Source organism: Bacillus sp. CH_48, from assembly GCF_038008465.1.
GTDB classification, from domain to species: Bacteria; Bacillota; Bacilli; order Bacillales; family Bacillaceae_G; genus Bacillus_A; species Bacillus_A thuringiensis_S.
In genome coordinates this window covers 4,398,320-4,421,978 of record NZ_JBBOZF010000001.1, presented here as the reverse complement: position 1 = coordinate 4,421,978, position 23,659 = coordinate 4,398,320, and the positions used below count along the sequence as shown (strand labels likewise).

The following is a 23,659-nucleotide window of genomic DNA, read 5'->3' as shown; positions in this document are numbered from 1 at the left end:
AAATAAGAATAGAGGTTAATATGAAAGTAAATCAATTAATTGCTAATAACATAAATAAATTAGATGCAACTATACCGTTTAATAAATCGTTTGGAATTGCTGGTTTATCTGGATCGGGTAAAACAACTTTTTGCCAAACAATTGGTGAAGAATCAAAAAAACGATTAGTTTCTTTATTGCCAAAGGCTGAATATCAATATTTATTTCCTAACATTATGGAAACAAATTTTAGTGCCATTAAGATGGAAGAAATACCTTTAGTACTTTTTCTAGGAAAATCATCGATTTCGTCTAATCCGCGTTCAACGATTGGTACTCATACTGGTGTTTTTACAGAGGTTCGGGAAAAACTTGCTGAGGTATTTAATCTTTCTCCAGAGGTCTTTTCATTTAATAATCAATTAGGCTGGTGTACTGGTTGTAAAGGCCGTGGTACTACAAAAAATGTTGAGTGTAAAAAATGTAAGGGAAAACGTTATAGTGAAGAAATTGAACAACATGAAATTGATTTGTTGGACAAGCCACATTCAATCTCAAATATTAATGATTTAAGTATTGAATCTATTCTTTCACTAGCAAAAGAGTTAAATATTAGTGAAGAAAAACAGCATATACTGCAAAATATTATTAATATGAACATTGGTTATTTAACATTAAATCGAATTATGGGTACGTTATCAGGTGGAGAGTTAACACGACTTTATTTGGCCGAATTCATGGCAGTAAGTGAAAATGCTGTAATTATTATTGATGAGATTTCAGTTGGACTTGATCATGAAACTTTATTACAAATTTTAGAAGAGATTAAACGATTAGGGTGTAAAAATCAAATTTGGCTTATTGATCATTCAGATACAGTACTAGATACAACTGATGAGCAATTGTTCTTTGGACCTGGTAGCGGAAAATATGGCGGGAAAATTGTGGAAGAATCACCAAGACCAAAGTCAATACTGTGGGATCGAAATAAAGAAATGCCAACAGAATATTATACATTCTATGATTTATATTGCCGTAATATCCAAATGGCTGAGTTTCAAATTCCTAAAAACAGGCTTGTAACAGTTACAGGAGAATCAGGATGTGGGAAATCTACACTTGTCAACGAATGTCTAGCTACAGATTTTTTGAAACGATATCCAAAAGATAAATTAGTTATGGTAGGACAAGACCGAAATCAATCAATTACAAGTCGATCAACTGTAGCAACTTTCCTAGATATTAAAAAGAAACTGACAAAGTATAGTGAAGACATTGATGATATTTTTGAGCGCTCGATTGAGGATATTATTGATGAACTTCCAAATGAAGATATCGCTTATAAACGTTTGAGCCTACTAATTAAATTAGGGCTTGGCTATTTAACATTAGAGAGAAAAACACAAACATTATCGACAGGTGAGTTTCAATGTGTTCATTTAGTTTCGGAATTATTTGCAAACACTAGAAATCCACATACATTATTTATTTTTGATGAGCCTTCAAAAGGTTTATCACAAAATATTTTAAATCAATTTATCGATAGTATTAGAGGTATTCTGCAAGATGAATCAGTTTCGATCATTATGATTGAGCATAATCGTTACATGTTAGAAAGCTCTGATTATATAGTTGATTTTGGAAAAAGGCAGAATGAATCTATAGAGCATTTGGATGTTGTCAATCATGAGGATTACTATCGTCAAAAAAGTAATGTGAATAGCACAGAGAAAATACACATCTCTTCAATGCTTAAGCAGAAAAAAGGGGTTCACTATTTAGAAGAAAATCATATTAACTATTTTAAAAATGCCGAAAATATTTATAAGGGCGGTATTTTAAAAAGTTTATCATCAATGGCTAGGTTAATTTATGGTGAATATGAATCTGATACAATCGCACCTGTTATTGCTATTGATCTTGAAAGACATTTATATAGTCAATATAGTTTCTTATATGAGATTGGTGGATTAATTAATCATATTGTAGCTGCTCATCCAATTAATAAAGATACGAGAAGTTTTGATTTCTATTCACAGGACAATCATTGTCCATCTTGTTCTGGACGTCTTCAAATTGAAGTTTTTGATAAAGATATTGCCATTCAAGATAAAAGTGTTCCATTTTGGGATGGGCTATTCGATCCAGAAATCATGAAGGTATTAAAATTTTATCAGCATGAAAAAATAGAATTTCTATTCGAAGAAATAAAAAATGAGCTTGATCACGATTTGTCAAAGAGCTATAATGATATGTCAGAAGAAGAAAAGCATACGTTTTGGTACGGGTATTTTGAAAAATCATTTTATGATAAAAAAGGAAAGACACGCAGAACATGGGTAGGATTTAATACAATTATTGGTGGATATATTGTTATTTCAAAAGCACCTATTAAAGAAGAAATTAAAAGTTCAAAAAAAATGATGAAATGTCCAATTTGCGAGGGGACGGTTTTAAATCATCATAAACCACTTAAATTTGATAACGTAGATATTCGTGAAATAATTAATCAGCCTATTAATGAAGTAGTGAAAACAGTTGGTGATTTACCGACACTTGTTAAATTGAAGTCTATTGTTGGTGGCGATATGGCATTGACAGAAGATGTTTCTTTATTGCCAAGAAAAGCACAAGTTGCACTGAAGATGTTTGAATTAGAACAAGCAAGCTTTTCAAACTATGAAATGGTGTTACAAAATGTCTTACCATTCTGGGGTGAAATAAAAGGAAATATCGAATCCATTAGTGTTAATAATCAAGTAACTGTTTGTGATTTCCCTAATGTTTATGAAACGAGAGAAAACATTATAGATAAGTATTTCACAAATGGTAAATATAAAAAACTTACGTATGTATACGAAGCGTTTGGATACAAAAAAATAGTTACCCAAATTAATAAAATTAAAAAAAGTAATCCATGTCCATTTTGTAAAGGTAAGAAAGTGATAACCGAAGATAATCTACATGATGGTGTCTTTAAACTAACAATTCCATGTGTAACTTGTAATGCAAGTGGTATTAATGACGAAGGGTTAAAAGAAGTTGTCGAGGGCGTGGATGTACAAACGTGGTTAACTGGAAAAGTTAGTGATGTTGTGGATGAGAGCTTATTAACAGAAGCTGTTGGGCAAATACCAATTTTTAATCGTATTCGTGAGTTGGATAAACGAGATATGATGGCGGTTTATGAATGTCTTGAGAAAAATAACTAATGGTTATCAATTGCAGTAGTCATAAAAACAGGAATATAGGTTTTTAATTATATAAATATAACATGTTAAATTGTTATTTAAATCGTTAAAAATAGTTGACCCTCACATAATGTCATTGTTTATGATGAAGTTGAGCTTCAAAGTAGATGTAACTTATAGGAGGAAATCATGTTTAAAATAGGGGATTTTTCGAAACTATCTTCCATTAGTATACGTATGTTGAGACACTACGATAAAGTGGAATTATTACAACCAGTAAAAGTCGATGAGCAGAGTGGATATCGATTTTATTCAGCTGACCAATTAAAAAAGGTAAATCAAATTCAAACATTAAAAGCTATGGGGTTTAATATTGCTACCATCAAAGAAATAATAGAATGCGATAATATAGATAGCATAAAAGAGCAATTTTTAAATCGTAGTGCTCAAATTAAAGAAGACATGAATAACCTCCAAAAACAATTACGTCTCCTCGAAGACTCAATGAAAACGATGAGAGAGGATGTTGTTGAGATGAATTATCATGTTTCAATAAAAGAAATTCCAGAAAGAACTGTAGCTAGTGTTAGAAAGATTATTCCATCGTATAATTGCGAAGGTGATTTATGGAGTGTATTAATGCAAGAAATTCAAATGAAAAATATTAGTATTGCCCATCCGAGTTATAGTATTGCGGTTTTCCATGATCGTGAATACAAAGAAAATGATGTAGATATAGAAATACAGCTAAGTATTCTAGGTAAGCACGAAAATACAAAAGACGTTACATTTAAAAATATGAAATCAACCAATATAGCTTCTATAACAGTTAATGGAAGTTATGAACAGATGACAGCTGTAAATGAGGCTGCGGCAAAATGGATTGAGACAGAAGGTTACAAATTAGCAGGCCCGATGTTTAATATTTATCATGTGAGCCCAGCGATGGAATCGGATCCTAATAAGTGGGTTACAGAAGTTTGTTATCCAGTTAAATAATGATAAAGAAAAAAGGCATTAATTATATGCCTTTTTTCTTTGGAAACTTATCCATAAATATCAAGACAAATTACTTCGAGATTCGATTCGTCAACTACTAGCACAATTTTATTTGCAAATGTACAAAATGAGCGGATTGTAATGAATCATCTAAAAACCAACCAGTTGGTACTAAAGTAATGTAATCATCTATTTGGAAATTTCAGCAATGTTTAAATGAGCAACAAAAGCCACCGTAATAAGGGGCTTTTGTCTTAAATAATTTAATGATATGTGTACCCTCCATCAGGAAACAATACATTACCCGTAGTAAAACTATTTTGCATTAAATATAGGACAGTATGTGCAATTTCATCATTATATCCAGCTCGTTGTACAAGTGAAAGAGATTTATAAGCTTCGTAAGCAACTAGTCTATTTTCATTTTGTTCATTTTCTTTTTGTATTGTTCCAGGAGAAACCACATTAACTCTAATAGGAGCTAATTCCACAGCTAAAGCCTTCCCTAAACTTTCAATAGCACCATTGCAAGCTCCATAAGCAGGTGCGCCTTTAAGTGGTCTTTGACTAAATGCACCGGACATTAACACGATAGATCCAGAGTTTGAAAGAAAAGGAATTGCATATTTTACGGCATAATATTGAGGCCAAAACTTTCCGATGAAGCTACTTTCAGCAATTTCCTCTGTAGAGGTAATTGGTCCAAGTGTGTAAGAGGCTCCCGGTGTGAATAAATGATCAAAGTTCCCAACTGTCTTGAAAAAAATTTGTAATTGCTCTTTATTTTGATTATCCAATATATAAGTTTGAAGATGATTGCTATTTATTAATTTTTTAGCAACTTTTAATTTTTCTTCCGAACGCCCTGCAATAATAACATGTGCTCCTTGTTCAATTACTTGTTTTGCCGTTGCCAATCCAATACCAGAACTCCCGCCAATGATAACAATACGACTATTTTCTAATGTAGTAATAGACATATTTTAGCCACTCCTTTAATAAAAAATTTAGAATATAACTGTGCTATGCTTTTATTATTCGCTAAAAGGGAGCAAGTGAAAAGTACGCACTTTATATGTACATAGTCGTAAATTTCGTACTAATCGCTATTTATGCGGATAAGTAATTGGAAAAATCGCTAAATATGGTTTATCCCGCATTAACGGGCAGTAAAACTCTCACCTCAAAGTTAGGAAAATGCAAGGAAGTTAGGTAAGAGATCAATTGCCCGTAAAAGCCCGATTGGTTCAACTAATAATCAGTTTGGGATGAACAAAACCCTCACTGATTAAAGTTTCACTTTATGATATCTGAGGAGAGGTGAGAAAAATGGATTTACAAGAACCGAAGTTAAAAGGGGTAATAGCAACATTACAAATAATCGGTGGGAAATGGAAGCCACTCATTTTGTTTATTTTGCTAACAGATGGAATGAAACGTTTTGGTGAATTAAAGCGATTGATACCAGATATATCTCAAGGGACGTTAGCGAAGCAATTACGTGAATTAGAGCAAGATCAACTAATAAAACGCGAAATTTATCAAGAAATACCACCTAAAGTAGAATATAGCTTAACTGAACATGGAAAAACAGTCAGTACTGTTTTGGATAGTATGTGTAGTTGGGGAAGAGGGCATTTAGAATATATAGATAAAGATAAACCATAAAAATGTTATGTAAACTTATTGTAGTGTGAAGGGAAATATTGTTTTAATAATTTATAATATATAATTAAGGAGTGTCGTAGGTTATTATACATATTTAATTTATTTTTACAAAGGGGAAGTAATAAGATGAACGAATTAGAGTATAAAAGCTTCTATGATAAAGTAGGAAGATTAAATGGATGGGATTTTAGTAAAATAAAATGTGAAACTGTAGGAGATACATGGGACTTTTATAGTGAGGTAAAAGAAAGGTGTAAACCATCACATATTTTACTTGATGTTGGTACAGGGGGAGGAGAAAATGTACTTAACATAGCATCATCAGCTAAATTGTTGATTGGAATTGATAATTCTAACGGCATGATTGCAACGGCACATTCTAACTTGAAAAAATCAGGTGTACAAAATGTTGAGTTTCTTCAAATGGGTTCTGAAGCTTTAACATTTCCACATGCACATTTTGATATTGCTTCAAGTTGTCATGCCCCGTTTCTGGCATCTGAGTTAGCGAAAGTAATGAAAAAGGGTGCCTTTTTCTTAACACAACAAGTAAGTGAGAATGATAAATTAAACCTGAAAGAAGCATTTGGTAGAGGGCAATGCTTAGGTGAACGGGATGGTACTTTAAAAGAAAAGTATATGAATGAACTTATTAGTGCAGGATTTGATCTCGTGCAAGTACGTGAATATGATGTTACTGATTATTACAGTAGGTCTGAAGATCTCATTTTCTTATTAAAACATACCCCTATTATTCCTAGATTCGGAGAACAGGAAGAGGATTTTACTATTTTACAAAAGTTCATTGATACGTATAGTTTTGAAAAAGGGATTCGTACTAATTCAAAAAGATTTATGATTATTGCTGTAAAACCTTAATGTATTTTATCGTAAAAGTTGCTTTTCATTTAAGGAAAGGCAGCTTTTTTATATGGAAACAATGCAGGGGAAATTTGAAAAAATAGAAATAAGTAAAGTGTTAATTAAAAAACGAAATATGGAGGATATTTGTTTTGAAACGTTAGTGTACTAGCAATAAAAGAAGCTAACATATTCATACTAAAGTTGTAGTTTCTACATGAAAAATCCATCCTTCCGTTTGATTTTATCTATTTATAAGTGTAATACAATACGAATAGATAATAAGAAATGAGGGGGAATGTAAAGTGATTACACATATATTAGATATAAAACTACAAACGGTTTCCATAGAAGGGGTAAAACAAGTTTATAAGGACATATTATCTTTTCCAATAAAAAAAGAAACAACATCCTTCATTCAATTTGAAATAACACCTTATACAACAATTAGTTTTCAAGAAGTGTATGAACCAATTGCACCTGCACATTTTGCTTTTGAAATCCCATATTCAAAATTCCATGAAACAGCAAGATGGTTAAAGGACTCTGGATTACTCATTGTGAAATGGCAAAATGGAAATGTAATTGGTGAAGAGAATGGTCTATTCAATTTATACTTTAAAGACGGAGATGGAAATCTTCTCGAAATTATCGCGCATAGTTATGTTAAAGAAGATGTATTAGTACCACACTCACCTTTAAACATTTTATACGTAAGGGAAATTGGTCTTCCTGTTAAAAGTGTACCTGTTTTTACGGAATGGTTAAAATCAAATCTAAATATGAAAACGATGGAAGATGGGGATATTTTTAACTTTGTTATAGGTGGCACTGCATATATCGTCGCGACTTGGTGGCAGAGACCTTGGATTCCAATCGCAATGAAAGCTTTACCACCGAAAGTTCATGTTTCTTTCGGAACACCGGATTCAGCATTTTTACAGCACATCCAAAATAACTTTAAGAAAAATAATGTTCCCTTTGAATGTAAACATAATGAAGTATCATTTATTGAGCAGGGATATTCATTTTCTATTGTGTATACACCAGAGTTTCATTCCAATATTCCTAAAGAACTAAACTTACCACTTTCTATTTAAGGATAGAAAGTGGTAAGTTTTTTATATCTTCGTGAAGAAGGTTTTCGTTATGATTAGAGTGAATGCAAAGAAAAGGATTAAGCGTTATTCAAACTTATTTTAAGGAGAGAAATGAAGTGAATCTAGGTAATCCAATTGCAAAAGGGAATACTGCAGAAATTTATTTAACTGATGATAAGGTTGTAAAATTATTTAAAGATTACCTCCCAGATACAGAGTCTATGAATGAAGCAAAAAAACAAAAATATGCTTATTCATGCGGGCTGCCAGTTCCAAACGTATTCGAAGTGACAAAGATACAAAATAGACAGGCAATTATTATGGAACATGTAAAAGGGGACAACATTGGTGATCTTCTGCTTAATAATTTAAATGAGGCAGAGCGTTATATCGGCCTTTGTGTTAATGAGCAAAAAAAGATCCATGCTATACATGTGAATACAGATGAAATGGAGTTAATGAGGGAAAGGTTAGAGCGTCAAATTAAATCTGTGCATAAATTGGATGAACGCAAAAAGAAGGATATATTACAAAAATTAGAATCTATTACATTTGATTTTAGGCTATGTCATGGAGATTTTCATCCATTTAATTTGATTTTGAGTAAGGAAGAGAAAGTGAAAGTTATAGATTGGGTAGATGCTAGTTCAGGTGATATTCGCGCAGATGTATTTCGAACATACTTGTTGTACTCACAATCTTCGGTAGAATTAGCTGAGATGTATTTACATATATATTGCAGTCGTACCAGCATATCAAGAGATGAAGTTTTTCAATGGGCTCCTATTATTATTGCAGCTAGATTTTCTGAAAAAGTATCACCGCAAAATGAAGTGTATTTGAAAAGATTATTGAATCAGTATTTATAAGTCATAAAAAAGGTTGTCAGCTAATTAATAAATGCTGTTGTTTAACCAAAGTTTCCTTGTAGTTAAACAACAGTATTCTTAAATATTGATATAGGTATTCTTATTTTCGATCTTCATCCTATAAAGGTTCATAATCCGTACTTGTTCCTCCGTTAATTCATCTTTATCCCAATACATATGCATTAAGCTATATTCAAAAATCTCCTTTAATTTAATAAATAACGGAAACTTGTCTTTCATCTCTTTTGGTAGCTCATTTTCCTCTTGGTAGCCTTCAAATAGTGCTTTTGTAATAGAATACTCATAGTCAACGATATTCCCATTTCCAGCAAATGAATATTCTATTGCACTATAAATAGGAACGGCTAAATCGAATATGTAAAAATGTTTTTCGCAGTCTTGAAAATCTATCATTGTTAAGTTTGAATTATTTTCGACTAAAATGTTTTCTAACCATAAATCTCCGTGTATTAAGCCGTAATTTGAAGGGGATTTTGGTAGCTCTTTTATGGAAGTTAAAACGTCAGATGCAATTTCTCTTATTGTATTTTCTTCTTTAGGGATATATTTAAGAAAATTATATTCTTCATTTTCATACCAATCGTTTATATGTTTTACTGGTTTAATCTTTTCAAAGCTTTTAGATATACGATGTAATTTTCCAATTTGTTTACCAAGTTTTTTAAATATATTAGAATTCCATTCAGACCTTGGTAAATGTATACCAGGAGCAGCTTTATATAATACAGCAAAAATCTCCTTGTCTAATGTGAATTTTTCTACAAAATTCCCTTGTAATGAAGGGATTATTGGTGGAACACCTAAACCATTTTGATATAAAAAATTTGTATATAAAACTTCCTCTATCTGTTCTTCATATGTTTTGTAGTTTGTAATTCTACTGAAGTATGTACCTTGTTCTGTAAGACATTCATACATCTCATTTGTTATTGGCTTAATGTTAATAAAATTCAACGGATACTGTTCATTTATGAATTGAAGTATTTCTTTTTCTAGCTTGTTCATTGAAACGTCCTTTCCAAACCTTAATTTTTTAACTTGGGAATTAAAAGAATTTTATTTTATAAAATTCGTGTTTAATTTTTGAAATCCTTTAAAATGAAATATGATGTAAATTGACCTTTAATAATTAGTAAGGTGTTGCCAACATACTCATTAACGCTAAATTGAAAAATGAATAGAAGGTATGACAAAATAAGATAGATGAAAAAATATAAAATTAATACTTATATATAGATTATAAAGACTTTAGAGAAAGGCTCATGTTATAAAACACAAGAAATATCAAAAGAAAGAAACGCACTTCTCCTATACTTTTAAATAAGGAGTGAAGGAAATGAATGAACATATACAGCAGATGATTAATTGGATTGAGAGCAATTTAAAAAAGAGATTTTCATTAGATGAATTATCTCGTTACATGGGGTATTCTCCTTATTATTGCTCTTTTAAATTTCATCAAGTAATGGGTTTCAGTATTAGACGTTATATTCTTCTTAGAAGGTTGTATTTATCTACGGAAGATTTAAAGAATGGTAGGAAGATAATTGAGGTCGCATTGGATTACGATTACTCTTCCCAAGAGGCTTATAGTAGAGCTTTCAAAAATGTTTTTGGAATGAATCCAAGAGAATACCAACTTAACAAAATGCCTATTCAATCATTTGTTAAACTAAATTTAAATAAAGAAGGGGCGTTTAATATGAATATTTCTAGAAAAATAGAGGTTGAGCAGTTACGAAATAGGAAGAGTGAGCTATTTGATAAAGAGGTACTTAACATATTAAATGGTCAAGTTATGTATGAAGAATTTAAAAACGAAAAGCTAATGGGTGATTCTGATTATGCACCATTTAATGAGGCAATGTGTGTGAACTCGGCTACTACTCAAGTTTTTAATGAAGAGTTTATTAAAACAAGAGCGAAAGGACATAACAGTTCAGTAGAAAGTTATATAAAAAAGGTTATAGATCCTTTAGAAAACCTTTTTACGAAAAAGTATAAATGTATTGTTCTATGGTTTGGTGAAGATATGTTTTGCCAAATGAACCTACTTACCATACTTTCTCACCTTGAACAGTCTGCTTATGAAGGGAAGGTATACTTAAATAGCTTTAGAGAGGATGAATTTAAAGTAAATCAAATTGAACTTGAATTGGGGAATTATTCTTCTATATACAATGAAGTATTAGTAAACCATAAAAAGACCTCTCATAAGGTACCACCTGTAATGTATCAGGCTATAGACTTATTTTTAGAAATGTTAACAGAAGATAATGCAGTAATGAAATTCATCTCTAAAAATAAAGATTTATCAACTCGTGAATTATTAATAAAGTTGTTTTATCTTTTTCCAACAATCGGATATGGAGATACTCAGTACATAGAGCTGATTAATAAAATAAAGAAGAAAGCTACACCAAAAATATAGGTGCAGCTTTCTTCTTATAATTGCTCAAGTAATTCTAATTCTTTTTCTACAAATAGCATTAGTTCTTTAATTGTTTCACCAGAAAAATCAAAACGAATACCGGCTGCATCATACACTTCTTTTATAGATTGAGAGCTTCCTAGTGATAATGCCTTTTTATAATTTTCTAGCGCTTGCTTAGGATCCTCTTTATATTGTTTATACATTTGTAATGCACCAAGTTGGGCGATCGCATATTCAATATAATAAAATGGTACTTCAAAAATATGGAGTACAGGTAGCCAACTCGTTGCTATCCAGTTTTCGTAGCCATCAATATGTATGACGCTAGACTGATAATGTTTTTGAAGTTGTAAGTATTTTTCATTTCTTTCTTCAGAAGTATGACTTGGATTTTCATACAGCCAGTGTTGAAATTGATCGACAATAAGCATAATAGGTAAATATGAAATAACATCTTTAAAGAAGTTAATTTTTGCTTGTTTTAAATCTTTTTTGTCTGTATAGAAGGTATCCCAATAATTAAGCGAGAATAACTCCATTGTCATACTGGCTAGCTCAGCTGTTTCAGCTGGAATTTCTATATACTGTCGTAATTTTAATGGTTTTATGAGTTCGTTATGAATACTATGACCCATTTCATGTATAAAAGTGACAATATCATCTTGTGTATAATTTAAGTTCATAAAAATATAAGATAATTGTGAAGCTGGTAAGTACTCACAAAAGCCACCAGCTGCTTTTCCTTTGCGGCTTGTTAAATCAAGACAATTGTGTTTATACATTCGGTTTAAAAGTGCTGAAAATTCAACATCTAGTTTATTAAAGATATGAGTGCTCTTTTCAATTAAATCATTTTCATTTGCAATAGGTTTAAGTACTTTTTGATCTGGAGTTACAGCTGATACATCCCACGGGCGAAGCGTATCAACTTGCAGTTTATCTTTTTTCTCTAGCAATATTTTATCTTTAAGAGGCACAACATACTTACGTATGGATTCAGCTAGTTCATAGCAATCTTTCGCTGAATAATCAAAACGCTCGTATTTTTTGAACATATAATCGCGATAATTCTCTAGTTGAATATTTTTTGCTTTTTGATGGCGAATTTCAATTAATTGATTTAATATGTTTTGGAGTTCTTTTTCAACAGATAAAAATTGTTCAGAAATAATGGTTTTTGCCTTTTTACGGGTGTCACGATTCGAATCTTGTAAATAGGATTGTAATTCTGTTATCGTTTTTTCTTCTCCGTCCCAAATTCCACTTAATCCTCCAGTGATTTCAAAGTACTCTGTGATTAATTTGTCTTCCTTTATTTCTAATTCGATATTTTCCTCACAAAATAACTTTTGAGCATTTTTTATTTTTGTATCTAATAAACCATATACGTTAGAATCTAATTCCATTCGAAAAGGTGACTCTAAATATTTATTATCCAATAAATTTTGATACCGCTTTAAAAGTGGCTTTACAAATTGTTGATCATGTTCAAAAGTATCCTTTATTTCTTCATCATCCGTATTACATTGAAAGGCGATGTAATGTGATCTTAATTGTTCTTCGATGTCCCAAATTACTTTTGACTGCTCTTTTAACCAATTTTCAAGGTCTAGTTTTGAAGAAATCATTTTATTTAATAAAGTCGAAAGAGTTTTTTCCAATTGTAGTACATTACTAATATCAATCGTATTTACACGTTGCATTATATATCCCTCACTTTTTATTTATTCATAGAGATATTCTATTTATTAATTGTAATTTCCTTGTTAAGTGGGGGAAATGTGAAATAATGTTAAATTTAATAATTAAAGAAGGTATTTATATGTCAAAGTAAAAAGTTTATCGTAAATGAAAATATATGGAGGGGTGCTACATGAGAAAGAAGTTACTTATGTTTTTATTTCCACTTGCTTTATCCCGCATTAACGGGCAGTAAGATCCCCACCTCAAAATTCAGCGAAAGAAGTTAGGTGGGGGGATCAACTGCCCGTAAAAGCCCGATTGGTTCAACTAATAATCATTGGGGATGAACAAAACCCCCAATGATTAAAGTTTCACTTTATTATGTGCCTGTGAGAATGAGATTGAAGATGCTAAAAGTGAAGAGTCTATAGTGATGGATATTGCTACAGCCGCGGTAAAGGAGGAATCTTTTTTTAGTGCTGCTATAAGAGATGAAAAAGAAAGAATATTAGATTTAGAGATTGCTGATAGCGAAGATAGTAACGAAATAAAAAATGATATTAATAAAAGATTGGTGATACAAGGTGTAACGTCTTATAAAATCAATATAACTCAAAGAAATAGAGAAGTTGTAAAGGCAGAGAGTAGATGGAATCAAGTTTTTGGACATATATTTGATGACGTATTCAGAAAAAATGGATATGAAGGGTTTGGTATTCAGCAAATAAATTATAAAAAGAATCAACCTGTTACCATTGATATAAAAACTAAGATTAGCGATGATGAAGTAGGGGCGAGAGAACTTGGACAGAAAATAGAAAAAGAAGTTGAAAGTGTACTTAAAACAGAAGCAGTAAAGAAATGGATTGAAAATGATTCATATGCTATTGGGATTTACGATATAGATATCGGAAAATTAACTAATTGAGGAATGAATGCTATATGAATGAAAAATCGATATAATTACTGAAGGAGGTGTAAGATGTATAAGTATTTACATATTTTAAACGACATAGAAAATATGATTCGAAATGGAGAAATAAAAGAAGGAAAGAAATTACCGTCTATACGGTCACTCGTTACGCAATATGAATGTAATAAGGCGACAGTTATACGAGCGCTACAAGAATTAGAAAAGCGTCACATTATATATTCTGTCCCTCAAAGTGGATACTACGTTGTTAAAAAATCAGAGAGTACTATAGAAAATAACGAGATAATTGATTTTGCCTCCTCAGCACCAGATCCAGATGTTTTTCCATATTTAGATTTTCAACATTGTATTAATAAGGCTATTGATACGTATAAAAATGATTTGTTTGTATATGGAACTCCGAAAGGGTTACCATCTTTAATTCCAGTTATTCAAAAACAGTTGGCAAATTATCAAGTGTTCACGAAAGAAGACAATATTTTTATAACGTCAGGTGTGCAGCAGGCGCTTGCTATATTAACTTCTATACCATTTCCGAATGGAAATGAAACTGTATTAATTGAACAGCCAACATATCATTTATATATTGATTATCTAGAAATAAATAAAGTTCCTGTAATCGGTATTAAACGTACGAATGAAGGTATCGATTTGAATGAATTGGAACAAATATTTCAAACTGAAAAAATAAAATTCTTTTATACGATACCGAGATATCATCATCCGCTTGGGACGTCTTATTCTAAAGATGAGAAAGAAAAAATCGTACTATTGGCTAAGAAATACAATGTATTTATAGTGGAAGATGATTATTTAGCAGATTTAGAAACTGATTCAAAAGCAGATCCGTTATATAGCTTGGATAATTGTAGTCATGTCATATATTTGAAAAGTTATTCAAAGATTATTTTTCCTGGTTTACGGGTTGGAGTTGCGGTCATTCCACCGTCCATTGCAAATGCTTTTTATACATACAAAAAGATACTAGATATTGATAGTCCGATGATTTCTCAAGCGGCTTTAGAAATTTATATAAAGAGCGGTATGTTTGAACGTCATAAAAGTAAAATTAATTCTTCCTACTACAATAGATCAATAAAACTAGCAGAAACATTAGAAAAAGTGCAAAATGAAAATCCATCATTATTTACATATAATAGACAAAATACATTTGGAATACACACTTGTTTAGAAATGCAGAAAAACATAGTTACAGAAACACTTATACAAAAACTAGGTGACATTCAAATAAGTATCGATACGATTGATAAGAATTATATGAGGAATTTTCCTAAAGAAAGACTGTTAAAATTAAATGTTTCGAATGTAAAAGAAGACAAGATTGAAGAAGGTATTCGTAAAGTAATTGAGGAAATCAACCAATCAAGACACTTGAATTTTCAGTTTAGAAAAGAATAATTTGAATTAGGAGATTTGTTGTGAGGCGCCAAATAATTCTCTTGTTTGTGTGTGCCGCTATAATAATTGGAGCTATAGTTGTGACTAAATATTATAAAAAAGATGACCAATGCATCGCGGTTGGTAAGTATTCAAGAGGTATTATCGTAGATCAAAATAACGAACCTACATCTAATGTGAAAATATATGAAGATTCAATTGAAGAAAGTAAGGAACGCAGTATTTCAAATGCACAAGGTGAATTTGAAATACTAGATGGGGTTTGTGGTGAGATTGTTTTACAATTAGTTACTCCAGATGGAGAAATCTATACGAGAAAATATGATAGTAAGTATATACCACAAGTAATAGAACTGAGTTATAAAAAGTAAGGGGAATTACATGTAACCATTACAAGGAACTGAGTTTAATTAATATTTTTTAGAGCACTCAATAGCTGAGTGCTCTTTTTATTTATGACATAAGTGTTTAAAATGGAAATGAACTACCAATTAATGATACTCTTAAAGTATAGCTTTTATTTTGAATAGGAGGGTGATGGAGTCTATGGCGGTACGTATAGTCGATGATTTACAGCAATTATCATTGTTACTTATGTTTTTAAGTACACTCATATTTTACAGATACTTAAAGAAGGTTAAACGAGAGAGAAAATTGACTGGCTTTGAATGGACAATGTATTTTGTCACTCAATTTGCGACATTAATTTGGGCAATTACTTATTTTATTAAACACTTAGCTGAATCATAAATACTAATCAATCTAGTTTACTGTTATCTATTTGGGATATAAATATAGTCCGTATCTAAATCAATGACAACATTGCTAGTGACGTCTTCTTGTAGTAACTTTGGAGTTTTTTTGTAATAATATCGTACACAAAATAAGCGTAGCAGATCCTCATTAGATATCTCTTCATTTCTTACATTTAAATACATCGTTATTAATTCGTTAATAGAACAGTTACGGCCAATAACATACTCGTTTATTCTATATCCATCAAATTCAATTATCATGTTATCACTGTTGGGTGCTAGCCAACGTTATAGCTTTAATTTTGGATGAATCTATTATACATTGTTTGAAACTTAGTGAGAATATATTTTTATAAAGTGAGAGGATATGAATGGAACAGTATAAGTTAGTTTTAGAAGGTGCGAAACAACTTAAGTGGGAACCGGGTAAAATTAGATCCATACAGGACGATGAAATTATTGTTAAAACAATTGCAGGAGCTATAAGCATTGGGGCCGAGTTACCACAGTATAATGGATCCGATGTTACGGATACGAATCCTTTTTATCCAAGAAAAACTGGATATGAAAGTTATGGTGAAGTGATTGAAGTTGGTAATAAAGTAACACATGTAAACGTAGGCGATAAAGTAGTTTTTTTATGGACATGAAACGATAGGGATAGTTAAGGGGCATAAAGTAATTCGAGTGCCTAGTTCTATACAACCTAAAGTTGCTTTATTATCTATTCTTTCGTGTGATGCCGCTAAAGGAGTATTGAAACTAAACCCGCAACAGGATGAAAAAGTACTTATAACTGGAATGGGAGTTATTGGTTTACTCGCTTGTTATTTCTTAAAATACTATGTAGGCGTTGAGCACGTGGATGTTGTTGAGCCTAATAAAAATAGAAGAGATTTTGCAAAGAATTTTGGTGCGAAAAACATATATGATTCAGAAGAAAAAATAATAGAAACATATAATTATGGTTTCGAATGTTCTGCTACAAATAGTGGATTTCATGCATTGCAAAAAGCTCTTAAAACTAATGGACAAATATGTATACTTTCTGATGGTAATAATGAGATTATTGCATCAGACGGGATAAGCTCGTTTATACATGTCGAAGATGCTGCAAGAGCTACTATGCTAGCTCTTAATTGGCCTTCAGGAATCGTAAATATTGTAGATGATTATCCAGCAACTAGTAAAGAATGGTTACCGATATATGCAGCAGCGATAGGGGCACCTAAGCCTAAAGTTCAAGATGGGAAAAATAGTTGGGAAAGAGGAGCTTCAAATAATAAGGCACGTAAAGAGTATGGATGGACACCTGTATTTCCATCATGGTCTGAAGGGTTTAACAATTTGATAGGGAAGTAAAATACACTTTTAATGGGAATGATAGTAATATCCACCATTAAAGGATTGGGTTATTATGAATATAATTTGGGAAAGTATTATATTAACTCTTACAGGAATAATTGTTTTGAAAATGACAGGTAGTACATCTGTCAGCCAAATGACAAGAGCTGAAATAATTATAGTTGTTTCAATTGGCCGTATTATTGTAGAACCTGTATTAAGTAGAAAAGTAGTCCCATCTCTATTTGCAGCTATCATATTTGCAAGCATACTACTTACCATTCATTTCTTTGAATTGAAATCAAGGAAGGTGGAACAATTCCTAAATGGAAGTAGCATTATAATTGTTGAAAACGGAGAGATTGTAAAAGAGAATTTGATGCAGGCAAAAATGTCGGAACAACAACTTTATATGCAATTAAGAGAAAAAGGGATTCATGATGTGAAGAGTTTACAGCAAGTTACAGCGGAACCGAATGGGCGTATTGGCTATCAATTAATAAAAGAAGCACAACCAATAACTTTAGAAATGTTAGAAAAAATATTAGATCAGTACAATATAAAAAGATGATTTCTCATGAGAAACAGCCAATACTACAATAAAAATATTGGCTGTTTTTTTATTTTCTATAAACGTAAGGGTTAATAAAATAGGGTAGATTTTTAACCAATCTTTATATTAGATATAGGCTTATTATTATGCTATATTCAATGGAGCTACGATGACTAAGGTAAGTGGTATGAATAGAAGAAAAAACTTTATAGCAAATACAAAAATGCTTTTAATTTGATACTAAAAATGGATTGAAAATAAGGAGATAGATACATAATGGAATTTTGGGAATCAAGTTTTATTGAAAAACAAACGATGTGGGGATTTGAACCTACAGAATCTGCAATTTTGACAAAAGATTTTTTTCTTGAAAAGAACGTTAAGGATATATTAGTTCCGGGTATTGGTTATGGAAGAAATGCAAAGGTTTTTATCGATAATGGTATAAATGTAACAGGTATTGAAATTTCAAAAACAGCCATTGATTTAGCAATGCAAAATGGCCTAGAAGATATTAGTATCTATCACGGTTCGGTAAATGAGATGCCTTTTAATAACAAATCGTATGATGGTATATACAGTCATGCACTTCTACATTTGTTGAATAAGCAAGAGAGAGAGCAATTTATTAAAGGTTGTTATAATCAGCTAAAACCAGGTGGATATATGGTTTTCACAACTGTTTCTCAAAAAGCCCCAATGTTTGGGAAGGGGAAACAGTTGGATAAAGACTATTTCGAAATAATGGAAGGCGTAAAAATGTTCTTCTATAATTCTGAATCTATAAAACGAGATTTTAATAAATATGGACTAGTACAAGTTTCCGAAATTGATGAACCAAATAAGAACATGGAGAATAAACCTTCAATAAATTTCTTAATGATAAAATGCCAGAAAGAACTATAAATAAAAGTTTTTAAATATTTCTAAAGATATTTATATATTGATTATGCACAAATATAAAGGACAAGCATATAGTATAAATACCTCTTAACTTTAAGTAACCTTAACTTTCGTTAATAGGGTATCTCAAAATCCCCGAAAAGAGCACTTGCGGAAACAAGTGCTCTTTTATTTGGAATTTTAAACCATAAATATTGCATAAAATGTTAAACTTGAAAAGAGTACTTTTTTTATTTAAAACTGTAGTATATGAATGGAGTGTTATTGAATGCAAACAAGAAAAGCATATCTATATGTATTTGACACGATGTCTGATTGGGAATACGGACATTTAATTGCTGAACTTAATACAGGAAGATATTTCAAAAAAGATGTAGCGCCTTTTAAAGTAGTAACAGTTGGAATAAATAAAGAAACGATTATTTCAATGGGGGGCTTGAATATAAAGCCGGATATTTCCCTAGATGAATGTATCCTTGAGAGTAACGATCTATTAATTTTACCTGGAGGGAATACTTGGAGTGAAGAAATACATAAACCTATTTTGAAAAAAGTTGGTGAAGCCTTAAGGCTTGGTACAATTGTGGCTGCCATTTGCGGTGCAACTATAGGTCTTGCAAATTACGGTTACTTGGATTCTATAAATCACACAAGTAATAATTTAGATTATATGAAAATGGTTTGTCCTACTTATAAAGGAGAAAATTTTTATGAAGTAGGACCTGTAGCATCCAGTGAAAATCTTATTACTGCATCGGGTGTAGCACCTCTAGAATTTGCCATGGAAGTATTAAGGAAATCAGATGTATTTGCGCCGGATACACTTCATTCATGGTATAAATTGAATGAGACTCATGAAGTGGAATATTTCTTCCAGTTAATGAATTCAATTAATAGCTGAGTAGTATTTCGAATGAAAATTATATTTTAGATGATGCGAAAACTAATAACAAAATAAAAGGTAAGGGTATTCCTATGAATATATGAGGGAATATTCTTACTTTTTATAGTATTATTTCTGAACGACAAACGTAATGGCATTTGTTTTTAATTGAACGTGTCTTTCATTACGAACTATATTATAAGCTAATTCCTTTATTTCAACTTTTAGTTTTTTCCATTCTTTATAAATGCTTTTTAAAGCACTTATCATTTCTTCGGTTGAAAGATTAATTTCAATTAAAGCTTCTAATTCTTCATTCGTTATTGAATCAATTTCTTGTATGTTAGAGTTAATAATTAAACAATTAATACCGCCGTTTTTTGTACCTCTTTTCATAGATTGGAGTACATTTTTAAAATCTTCTTCTGATTTGACATGTTCCAAACTTGATACTGCAACGATATAGTCATAAGTATTAGATCTAATATGATAGTTTTCAATTGCTGCTTGTTCTGTTTTTATAACCTCGAATACGTCATGTTCTTTGCTATAAATTTGTAGCTTTGTTAAAGCGGAATCAAGTAAATCAACACATGTAACAGTTCCGCTAGCATTTTTAATCTTTTGTGCAATTGGAATGCTATTTCTACCGACGCCAGAGCCAAGATCAAGCACTTGTAATTTGTTTTTCTCTTCAAAGTAGTCCATTAAATCCATAACTGTTTTAACCGGCTTGTGAAGCCAAGATCCAGTTTCAAATAGTTTATATTGTTCATAGCAAAGATCGTGATATTCCTTTTCTTCTTGTCTTATGTAATCGATACGGTTCATATTGTGTCAGTTCCAATATTTTCATTACAAAATGAATAGGTGGGGCAGTCTTTAACATTTGTTTGAATTCGAAAAATACCACCAGCATGTGGATACTGTTTTAATTCGTCATCCGTCATTCTTGTTCTGGCTGTTGTAACATATAAATCAGTTAAGTTAGGCCCACCAAACGTACATGATGTTACATATAACGCAGGAATTGGAATACTTAATATTTGTTCTCCAGTAGAGGGATTCCATCTAGTTATTTTTGAACCTCCCCAATGTGCAATCCATAAACAACCTTCTTCGTCAATTGTCATACCATCAGGTAGACCGTCATTTTCAGAGAAAATGATTACATCACTTGGATTATGAATTTCTCCAGTACGTATATTATATTGATAGCGAACCACTTTTTTAGTAGGTGTATCTATAAAGTAAAGGTATGTATGATCAGGTGACCAAGCCATTCCGTTTGAAGTATTTACATGTGAAATTTTTTTCTCTACACTCAAATTATTATGTAAACAATATAAGGAACCTGCAGCATTAATACCGTATGTATCTGTAGTACCTGCCCAGAAACGACCAGCGGGATCACATTTTCCATCGTTAAAACGATTTTCTATTAAATGTTGTTCGGGGTCAAAAATATGTGTCAGTTTTTCTGTATTTACATTAATAGAATAAAAGCCGTTTTCCATAGCTAAGAGTAGTACATCCTCTAAATATGGAACAACACAGCCAATTTGTTGATTGAGAGCAATTACTCGGTTCGTATTAGCGGTAGGATTGTATATGCATAATTTTCTCTCCATAATATCAACCCAATATAAAAGTTGCTTTTTTTCATTCCAACATGGTCCTTCAGCTAAACTTGCTTTAGCATCTAAAACTAATTCTATATTACTGAACAAGATGTTCACCTCGCGTTATAAGATATTAATATAATTCGATAAGAATAGAGGTAAACCTTTTAGTCAAAGGGTATTAAAATTTATAATGTAGAAAAATGACCTTCTCACAAGTGATTAAAAAAGTGTATAAACAAGGAGAGGAAAATGCATATGATGTTTTATGAGATTGTTTGCTTTTCTTGTAAGAATATATTTCGTGTTTACGAAGGTAGTGAAAAATATAAGCGATTTAAAGAGAAACCAAAAGGGGCATATTGTTGTGATGAGTGTAGCCACAAAATTCAATTAGAAGCGATAAAGAATTTTTTTAGATAATTTTACGATTTCGATTCGGAAAAGTTTGACAATAAAAGTGTTATAAATTATCATATTAAAAAACTAATATTTAAGGCATAGAAGAGAAGAGTAGTTAAGAAAGAATACGTACAGAGAGCTCTGGTAGCTGAGAAAGAGCGGTATACATCTTAACGAAAAAAGACTTGGAGCTGCGCAAGGAACTAATTTATTTAGGGATGGTGCGACGGGTTCTCCCGTTATAGAGATAGGGTATAAGCATATTTTGCCGTACCTGAAGAGGTTAATATGGTGACATATTAACAAACTGAGGTGGTACCGCGAAGCTAACAACTCTCGTCCTCAAGATGAATAATCTTGGGGGTGAGAGTTTTTTTGTTGCATAAAACTGGAAATTAGAAAACAAAAAAATAATTGAGGTGAGTAATATATGCATTGGGCGTATGAAGTAGCACATGAATTAATTAGGAAACATCCAAATAAAGAAACGTTTGTTTGTGCATCTGGAATTAGTCCGTCAGGTTCTGTTCATATTGGGAACTTTCGTGAAATCGTAACGACTTATTTCGTAGTAAGAGCACTTCAAGATTTAGGGAAAAAGACTCGTTTTATATTTTCGTGGGATGATTATGATAGGTTTAGAAAAGTTCCAAAAAATATTGATCCATCTTTTGCAAAGTATATTGGTATGCCATACTGTGATATTCCAGATCCGTATGGATGTCATAACTCGTATGCGGAGCATTTTGAAAAAGAGTTTGAAAAATCGCTTCAAGCATTTGGAATTGGAGTGGAATTTATTTATCAACATGATGAATATAGAAGCGGAAGGTATAACGAAAATATATTAGAGGCTTTGTATAAACGAAAAGATATATATGATATTTTAATGGATTTTAAAACTGGAGAGTGTAGTGAAGAAGAGCGAGAGAGCTTTTATCCAGCTACATTATATTGTGAGAGGTGCGGGAAAGATACAACAACTATTACACATTTTGATGAAGTATTAAAAACAATCCGGTATGAATGTGAATGCGGAAATGAAAAAGAGTTATCCGTATTAAATACAAATAAAATGAAACTAAATTGGAAAATCGATTGGCCGATGAGATGGATGATAGAGGAGGTTGTTTTTGAGCCGGGTGGCAGAGACCATTCATCAGAAACGGGTAGTTATAATGTATCAAAAGAAATTGCAAGGAAAATATTCAATCGTGAAGCTCCTCATTATGTTGCTTATGATTTTATTGGAATTAAAGGCAATCATGAAAAAATGTCTAGTTCTTCAGGAAATAGTATTACACCTAGTGAGTTGTTAAAAGTGTATTTACCAGAAGTAATTCTGTTTATGTTTGCAAAATATAGACCAAACGCAGCTTTTCATATCGGTCTTGATGAAGATGTGATTCGCAATTATACAGAATATGAGCGATTGAAAGATAGTTATGAAAATAAAACGCTCAAAAGTGAAGATTTACTTGATGCAATTAAACTTTCTAGAGTTACTATCGGGTTTAAAGAATATCCGAAATTTAATCAAGTAGCAGGAACGTTACCATTATTAAATTTTGATTCAACTATTTTACAGGGGATATTAAAGAAAATAGATAGGAGCTATGCATTAGATGAAATGAGAGCGGTGAGTAATCGCACAGAGTATTGGATAAGAAATTTTCAATCTGAAAAATTAATTGCGGTAAATCAAGAGAGAAATACAGAGTTTTACAACACATTGGATGAAAGACAGAAAGAATGGTTAGTAGAAGTTTGCGATATACTTCGTTCTAACAAAGATTACTCTCACTTAATGGAGCAATTATATGCGATTTGTCATCATGAAAATAAAAAAATAATGAAAGAAAATCAAAAACAATTATTCACTATTATATATAAGCTCATTATGAATCAATCAAATGGTCCTCGTATACCATTACTAATACATGTAGTAGGCATAGAAAGATTCATCACACTATTAGATTTCTAAAACACAGTTAAAAGCAACGCAAGTACCAAAAATTCTAAGTACTTGCGTTGCAAAT

24 protein-coding genes and 1 other annotated feature are annotated in these 23,659 nt (G+C 31.4%); of the genes, 18 read left to right on the top strand and 6 right to left on the bottom strand.

Annotated elements, in window-relative coordinates:
- Window positions 1-20: 20 nt before the first annotated feature.
- Both N2V92_RS22415 and N2V92_RS22410 read left to right on the top strand, forming a co-directional pair.
- Window positions 21-3,191 carry an ATP-binding cassette domain-containing protein gene (locus tag N2V92_RS22415; RefSeq protein ID WP_016077657.1) on the top strand — a complete coding sequence of 1,057 codons (3,171 nt, stop codon included), beginning with the start codon at window positions 21-23 and terminating at the stop codon, window positions 3,189-3,191.
- Between the two features lie 168 nt (window positions 3,192-3,359).
- Window positions 3,360-4,169, top strand: a complete 810-nt coding sequence (locus N2V92_RS22410) for a MerR family transcriptional regulator (RefSeq protein ID WP_000472619.1) — start codon at window positions 3,360-3,362, stop codon at window positions 4,167-4,169.
- A 263-nt stretch (window positions 4,170-4,432) separates the two neighbouring features.
- On the opposite strand, the gene N2V92_RS22405 is transcribed toward N2V92_RS22410, so the two are convergent.
- Entirely contained in the window at window positions 4,433-5,149 is a 717-nt protein-coding gene (locus tag N2V92_RS22405; protein ID WP_000029094.1) for an SDR family oxidoreductase, read from the bottom strand.
- Between the two features lie 349 nt (window positions 5,150-5,498).
- On the opposite strand from N2V92_RS22405, the gene N2V92_RS22400 reads away from it, so the two are divergent.
- From N2V92_RS22400 to N2V92_RS22385, 4 genes are all read left to right on the top strand, one after another.
- Window positions 5,499-5,837: a winged helix-turn-helix transcriptional regulator gene (locus N2V92_RS22400; RefSeq protein ID WP_000365520.1), complete on the top strand. Its 339-nt coding sequence runs from the start codon at window positions 5,499-5,501 to the stop codon at window positions 5,835-5,837.
- Between the two features lie 126 nt (window positions 5,838-5,963).
- Window positions 5,964-6,716, top strand: a complete 753-nt coding sequence (locus tag N2V92_RS22395) for a class I SAM-dependent methyltransferase (RefSeq protein ID WP_016077656.1) — start codon at window positions 5,964-5,966, stop codon at window positions 6,714-6,716.
- Between the two features lie 287 nt (window positions 6,717-7,003).
- On the top strand, window positions 7,004-7,798 hold the full coding sequence (locus N2V92_RS22390) for a VOC family protein (RefSeq protein WP_016077654.1): 795 nt from the start codon (window positions 7,004-7,006) through the stop codon (window positions 7,796-7,798).
- Window positions 7,799-7,914: 116 nt separating this feature from the next.
- Window positions 7,915-8,667 (top strand): aminoglycoside phosphotransferase family protein, encoded by a 753-nt coding sequence (locus tag N2V92_RS22385; protein ID WP_016077653.1) that lies wholly within the window; start codon window positions 7,915-7,917, stop codon window positions 8,665-8,667.
- 78 nt (window positions 8,668-8,745) lie between these two features.
- Here N2V92_RS22385 and N2V92_RS22380 read toward each other — a convergent pair whose 3' ends face one another.
- Window positions 8,746-9,693 carry a phosphotransferase enzyme family protein gene (locus N2V92_RS22380; RefSeq protein WP_001037122.1) on the bottom strand — a complete coding sequence of 316 codons (948 nt, stop codon included), beginning with the start codon at window positions 9,691-9,693 and terminating at the stop codon, window positions 8,746-8,748.
- Between the two features lie 331 nt (window positions 9,694-10,024).
- Here N2V92_RS22380 and N2V92_RS22375 point away from each other — a divergent pair, with 331 nt between their 5' ends.
- On the top strand, window positions 10,025-11,119 hold the full coding sequence (locus N2V92_RS22375; RefSeq protein ID WP_001002105.1) for a helix-turn-helix domain-containing protein: 1,095 nt from the start codon (window positions 10,025-10,027) through the stop codon (window positions 11,117-11,119).
- A 14-nt stretch (window positions 11,120-11,133) separates the two neighbouring features.
- Here the strand turns inward: N2V92_RS22375 and N2V92_RS22370 are convergent, their stop codons facing one another.
- Window positions 11,134-12,825, bottom strand: a complete 1,692-nt coding sequence (locus N2V92_RS22370) for a M3 family oligoendopeptidase (protein WP_001190026.1) — start codon at window positions 12,823-12,825, stop codon at window positions 11,134-11,136.
- A 413-nt stretch (window positions 12,826-13,238) separates the two neighbouring features.
- Here N2V92_RS22370 and N2V92_RS22365 point away from each other — a divergent pair, with 413 nt between their 5' ends.
- From N2V92_RS22365 to N2V92_RS22350, 4 genes are all read left to right on the top strand, one after another.
- Window positions 13,239-13,733 (top strand): DUF4030 domain-containing protein, encoded by a 495-nt coding sequence (locus N2V92_RS22365; protein WP_000350258.1) that lies wholly within the window; start codon window positions 13,239-13,241, stop codon window positions 13,731-13,733.
- Between the two features lie 54 nt (window positions 13,734-13,787).
- The gene (locus N2V92_RS22360) at window positions 13,788-15,158 is read left to right on the top strand and encodes an aminotransferase-like domain-containing protein (RefSeq protein ID WP_016077652.1); all 1,371 of its coding nucleotides are present in this window, start codon (window positions 13,788-13,790) and stop codon (window positions 15,156-15,158) included.
- A 20-nt stretch (window positions 15,159-15,178) separates the two neighbouring features.
- Window positions 15,179-15,529 carry a hypothetical protein gene (locus N2V92_RS22355; protein ID WP_001254187.1) on the top strand — a complete coding sequence of 117 codons (351 nt, stop codon included), beginning with the start codon at window positions 15,179-15,181 and terminating at the stop codon, window positions 15,527-15,529.
- A 175-nt stretch (window positions 15,530-15,704) separates the two neighbouring features.
- Window positions 15,705-15,908 carry a hypothetical protein gene (locus N2V92_RS22350; protein WP_000290889.1) on the top strand — a complete coding sequence of 68 codons (204 nt, stop codon included), beginning with the start codon at window positions 15,705-15,707 and terminating at the stop codon, window positions 15,906-15,908.
- Between the two features lie 23 nt (window positions 15,909-15,931).
- Here N2V92_RS22350 and N2V92_RS22345 read toward each other — a convergent pair whose 3' ends face one another.
- On the bottom strand, window positions 15,932-16,174 hold the full coding sequence (locus N2V92_RS22345; RefSeq protein WP_042598155.1) for a hypothetical protein: 243 nt from the start codon (window positions 16,172-16,174) through the stop codon (window positions 15,932-15,934).
- 110 nt (window positions 16,175-16,284) lie between these two features.
- Here N2V92_RS22345 and N2V92_RS22340 point away from each other — a divergent pair, with 110 nt between their 5' ends.
- From N2V92_RS22340 to N2V92_RS22320, 5 genes are all read left to right on the top strand, one after another.
- Complete coding sequence (locus N2V92_RS22340) at window positions 16,285-16,563, top strand: alcohol dehydrogenase catalytic domain-containing protein (protein ID WP_016077651.1); 279 nt, start codon at window positions 16,285-16,287, stop codon at window positions 16,561-16,563.
- 37 nt (window positions 16,564-16,600) lie between these two features.
- Window positions 16,601-17,275, top strand: a complete 675-nt coding sequence (locus N2V92_RS22335) for a zinc-binding dehydrogenase (RefSeq protein WP_003278347.1) — start codon at window positions 16,601-16,603, stop codon at window positions 17,273-17,275.
- Window positions 17,276-17,330: 55 nt separating this feature from the next.
- A complete protein-coding gene (locus tag N2V92_RS22330) occupies window positions 17,331-17,828 on the top strand; it encodes a DUF421 domain-containing protein (protein ID WP_001021710.1) in 498 nt (165 codons plus the stop codon).
- Window positions 17,829-18,086: 258 nt separating this feature from the next.
- On the top strand, window positions 18,087-18,716 hold the full coding sequence (locus N2V92_RS22325; RefSeq protein WP_000397601.1) for a class I SAM-dependent methyltransferase: 630 nt from the start codon (window positions 18,087-18,089) through the stop codon (window positions 18,714-18,716).
- Between the two features lie 265 nt (window positions 18,717-18,981).
- Window positions 18,982-19,614 (top strand): type 1 glutamine amidotransferase family protein, encoded by a 633-nt coding sequence (locus tag N2V92_RS22320; protein ID WP_001194779.1) that lies wholly within the window; start codon window positions 18,982-18,984, stop codon window positions 19,612-19,614.
- Between the two features lie 111 nt (window positions 19,615-19,725).
- On the opposite strand, the gene N2V92_RS22315 is transcribed toward N2V92_RS22320, so the two are convergent.
- Entirely contained in the window at window positions 19,726-20,427 is a 702-nt protein-coding gene (locus tag N2V92_RS22315) for a class I SAM-dependent methyltransferase (RefSeq protein ID WP_001079445.1), read from the bottom strand.
- Window positions 20,424-21,326, bottom strand: a complete 903-nt coding sequence (locus N2V92_RS22310; RefSeq protein WP_016077649.1) for an SMP-30/gluconolactonase/LRE family protein — start codon at window positions 21,324-21,326, stop codon at window positions 20,424-20,426. Before N2V92_RS22310 ends, N2V92_RS22315 begins: the two co-directional genes overlap by 4 nt.
- A gap of 144 nt (window positions 21,327-21,470) precedes the next feature.
- On the opposite strand from N2V92_RS22310, the gene N2V92_RS22305 reads away from it, so the two are divergent.
- Both N2V92_RS22305 and lysS read left to right on the top strand, forming a co-directional pair.
- Window positions 21,471-21,641 (top strand): DUF2197 domain-containing protein, encoded by a 171-nt coding sequence (locus N2V92_RS22305; protein ID WP_000551042.1) that lies wholly within the window; start codon window positions 21,471-21,473, stop codon window positions 21,639-21,641.
- Window positions 21,642-21,710: 69 nt separating this feature from the next.
- Window positions 21,711-21,967, top strand: a binding site (T-box leader).
- 83 nt (window positions 21,968-22,050) lie between these two features.
- The gene (gene lysS / locus N2V92_RS22300; protein ID WP_000558613.1) at window positions 22,051-23,604 is read left to right on the top strand and encodes a lysine--tRNA ligase; all 1,554 of its coding nucleotides are present in this window, start codon (window positions 22,051-22,053) and stop codon (window positions 23,602-23,604) included.
- Window positions 23,605-23,659 lie beyond the last annotated feature (55 nt).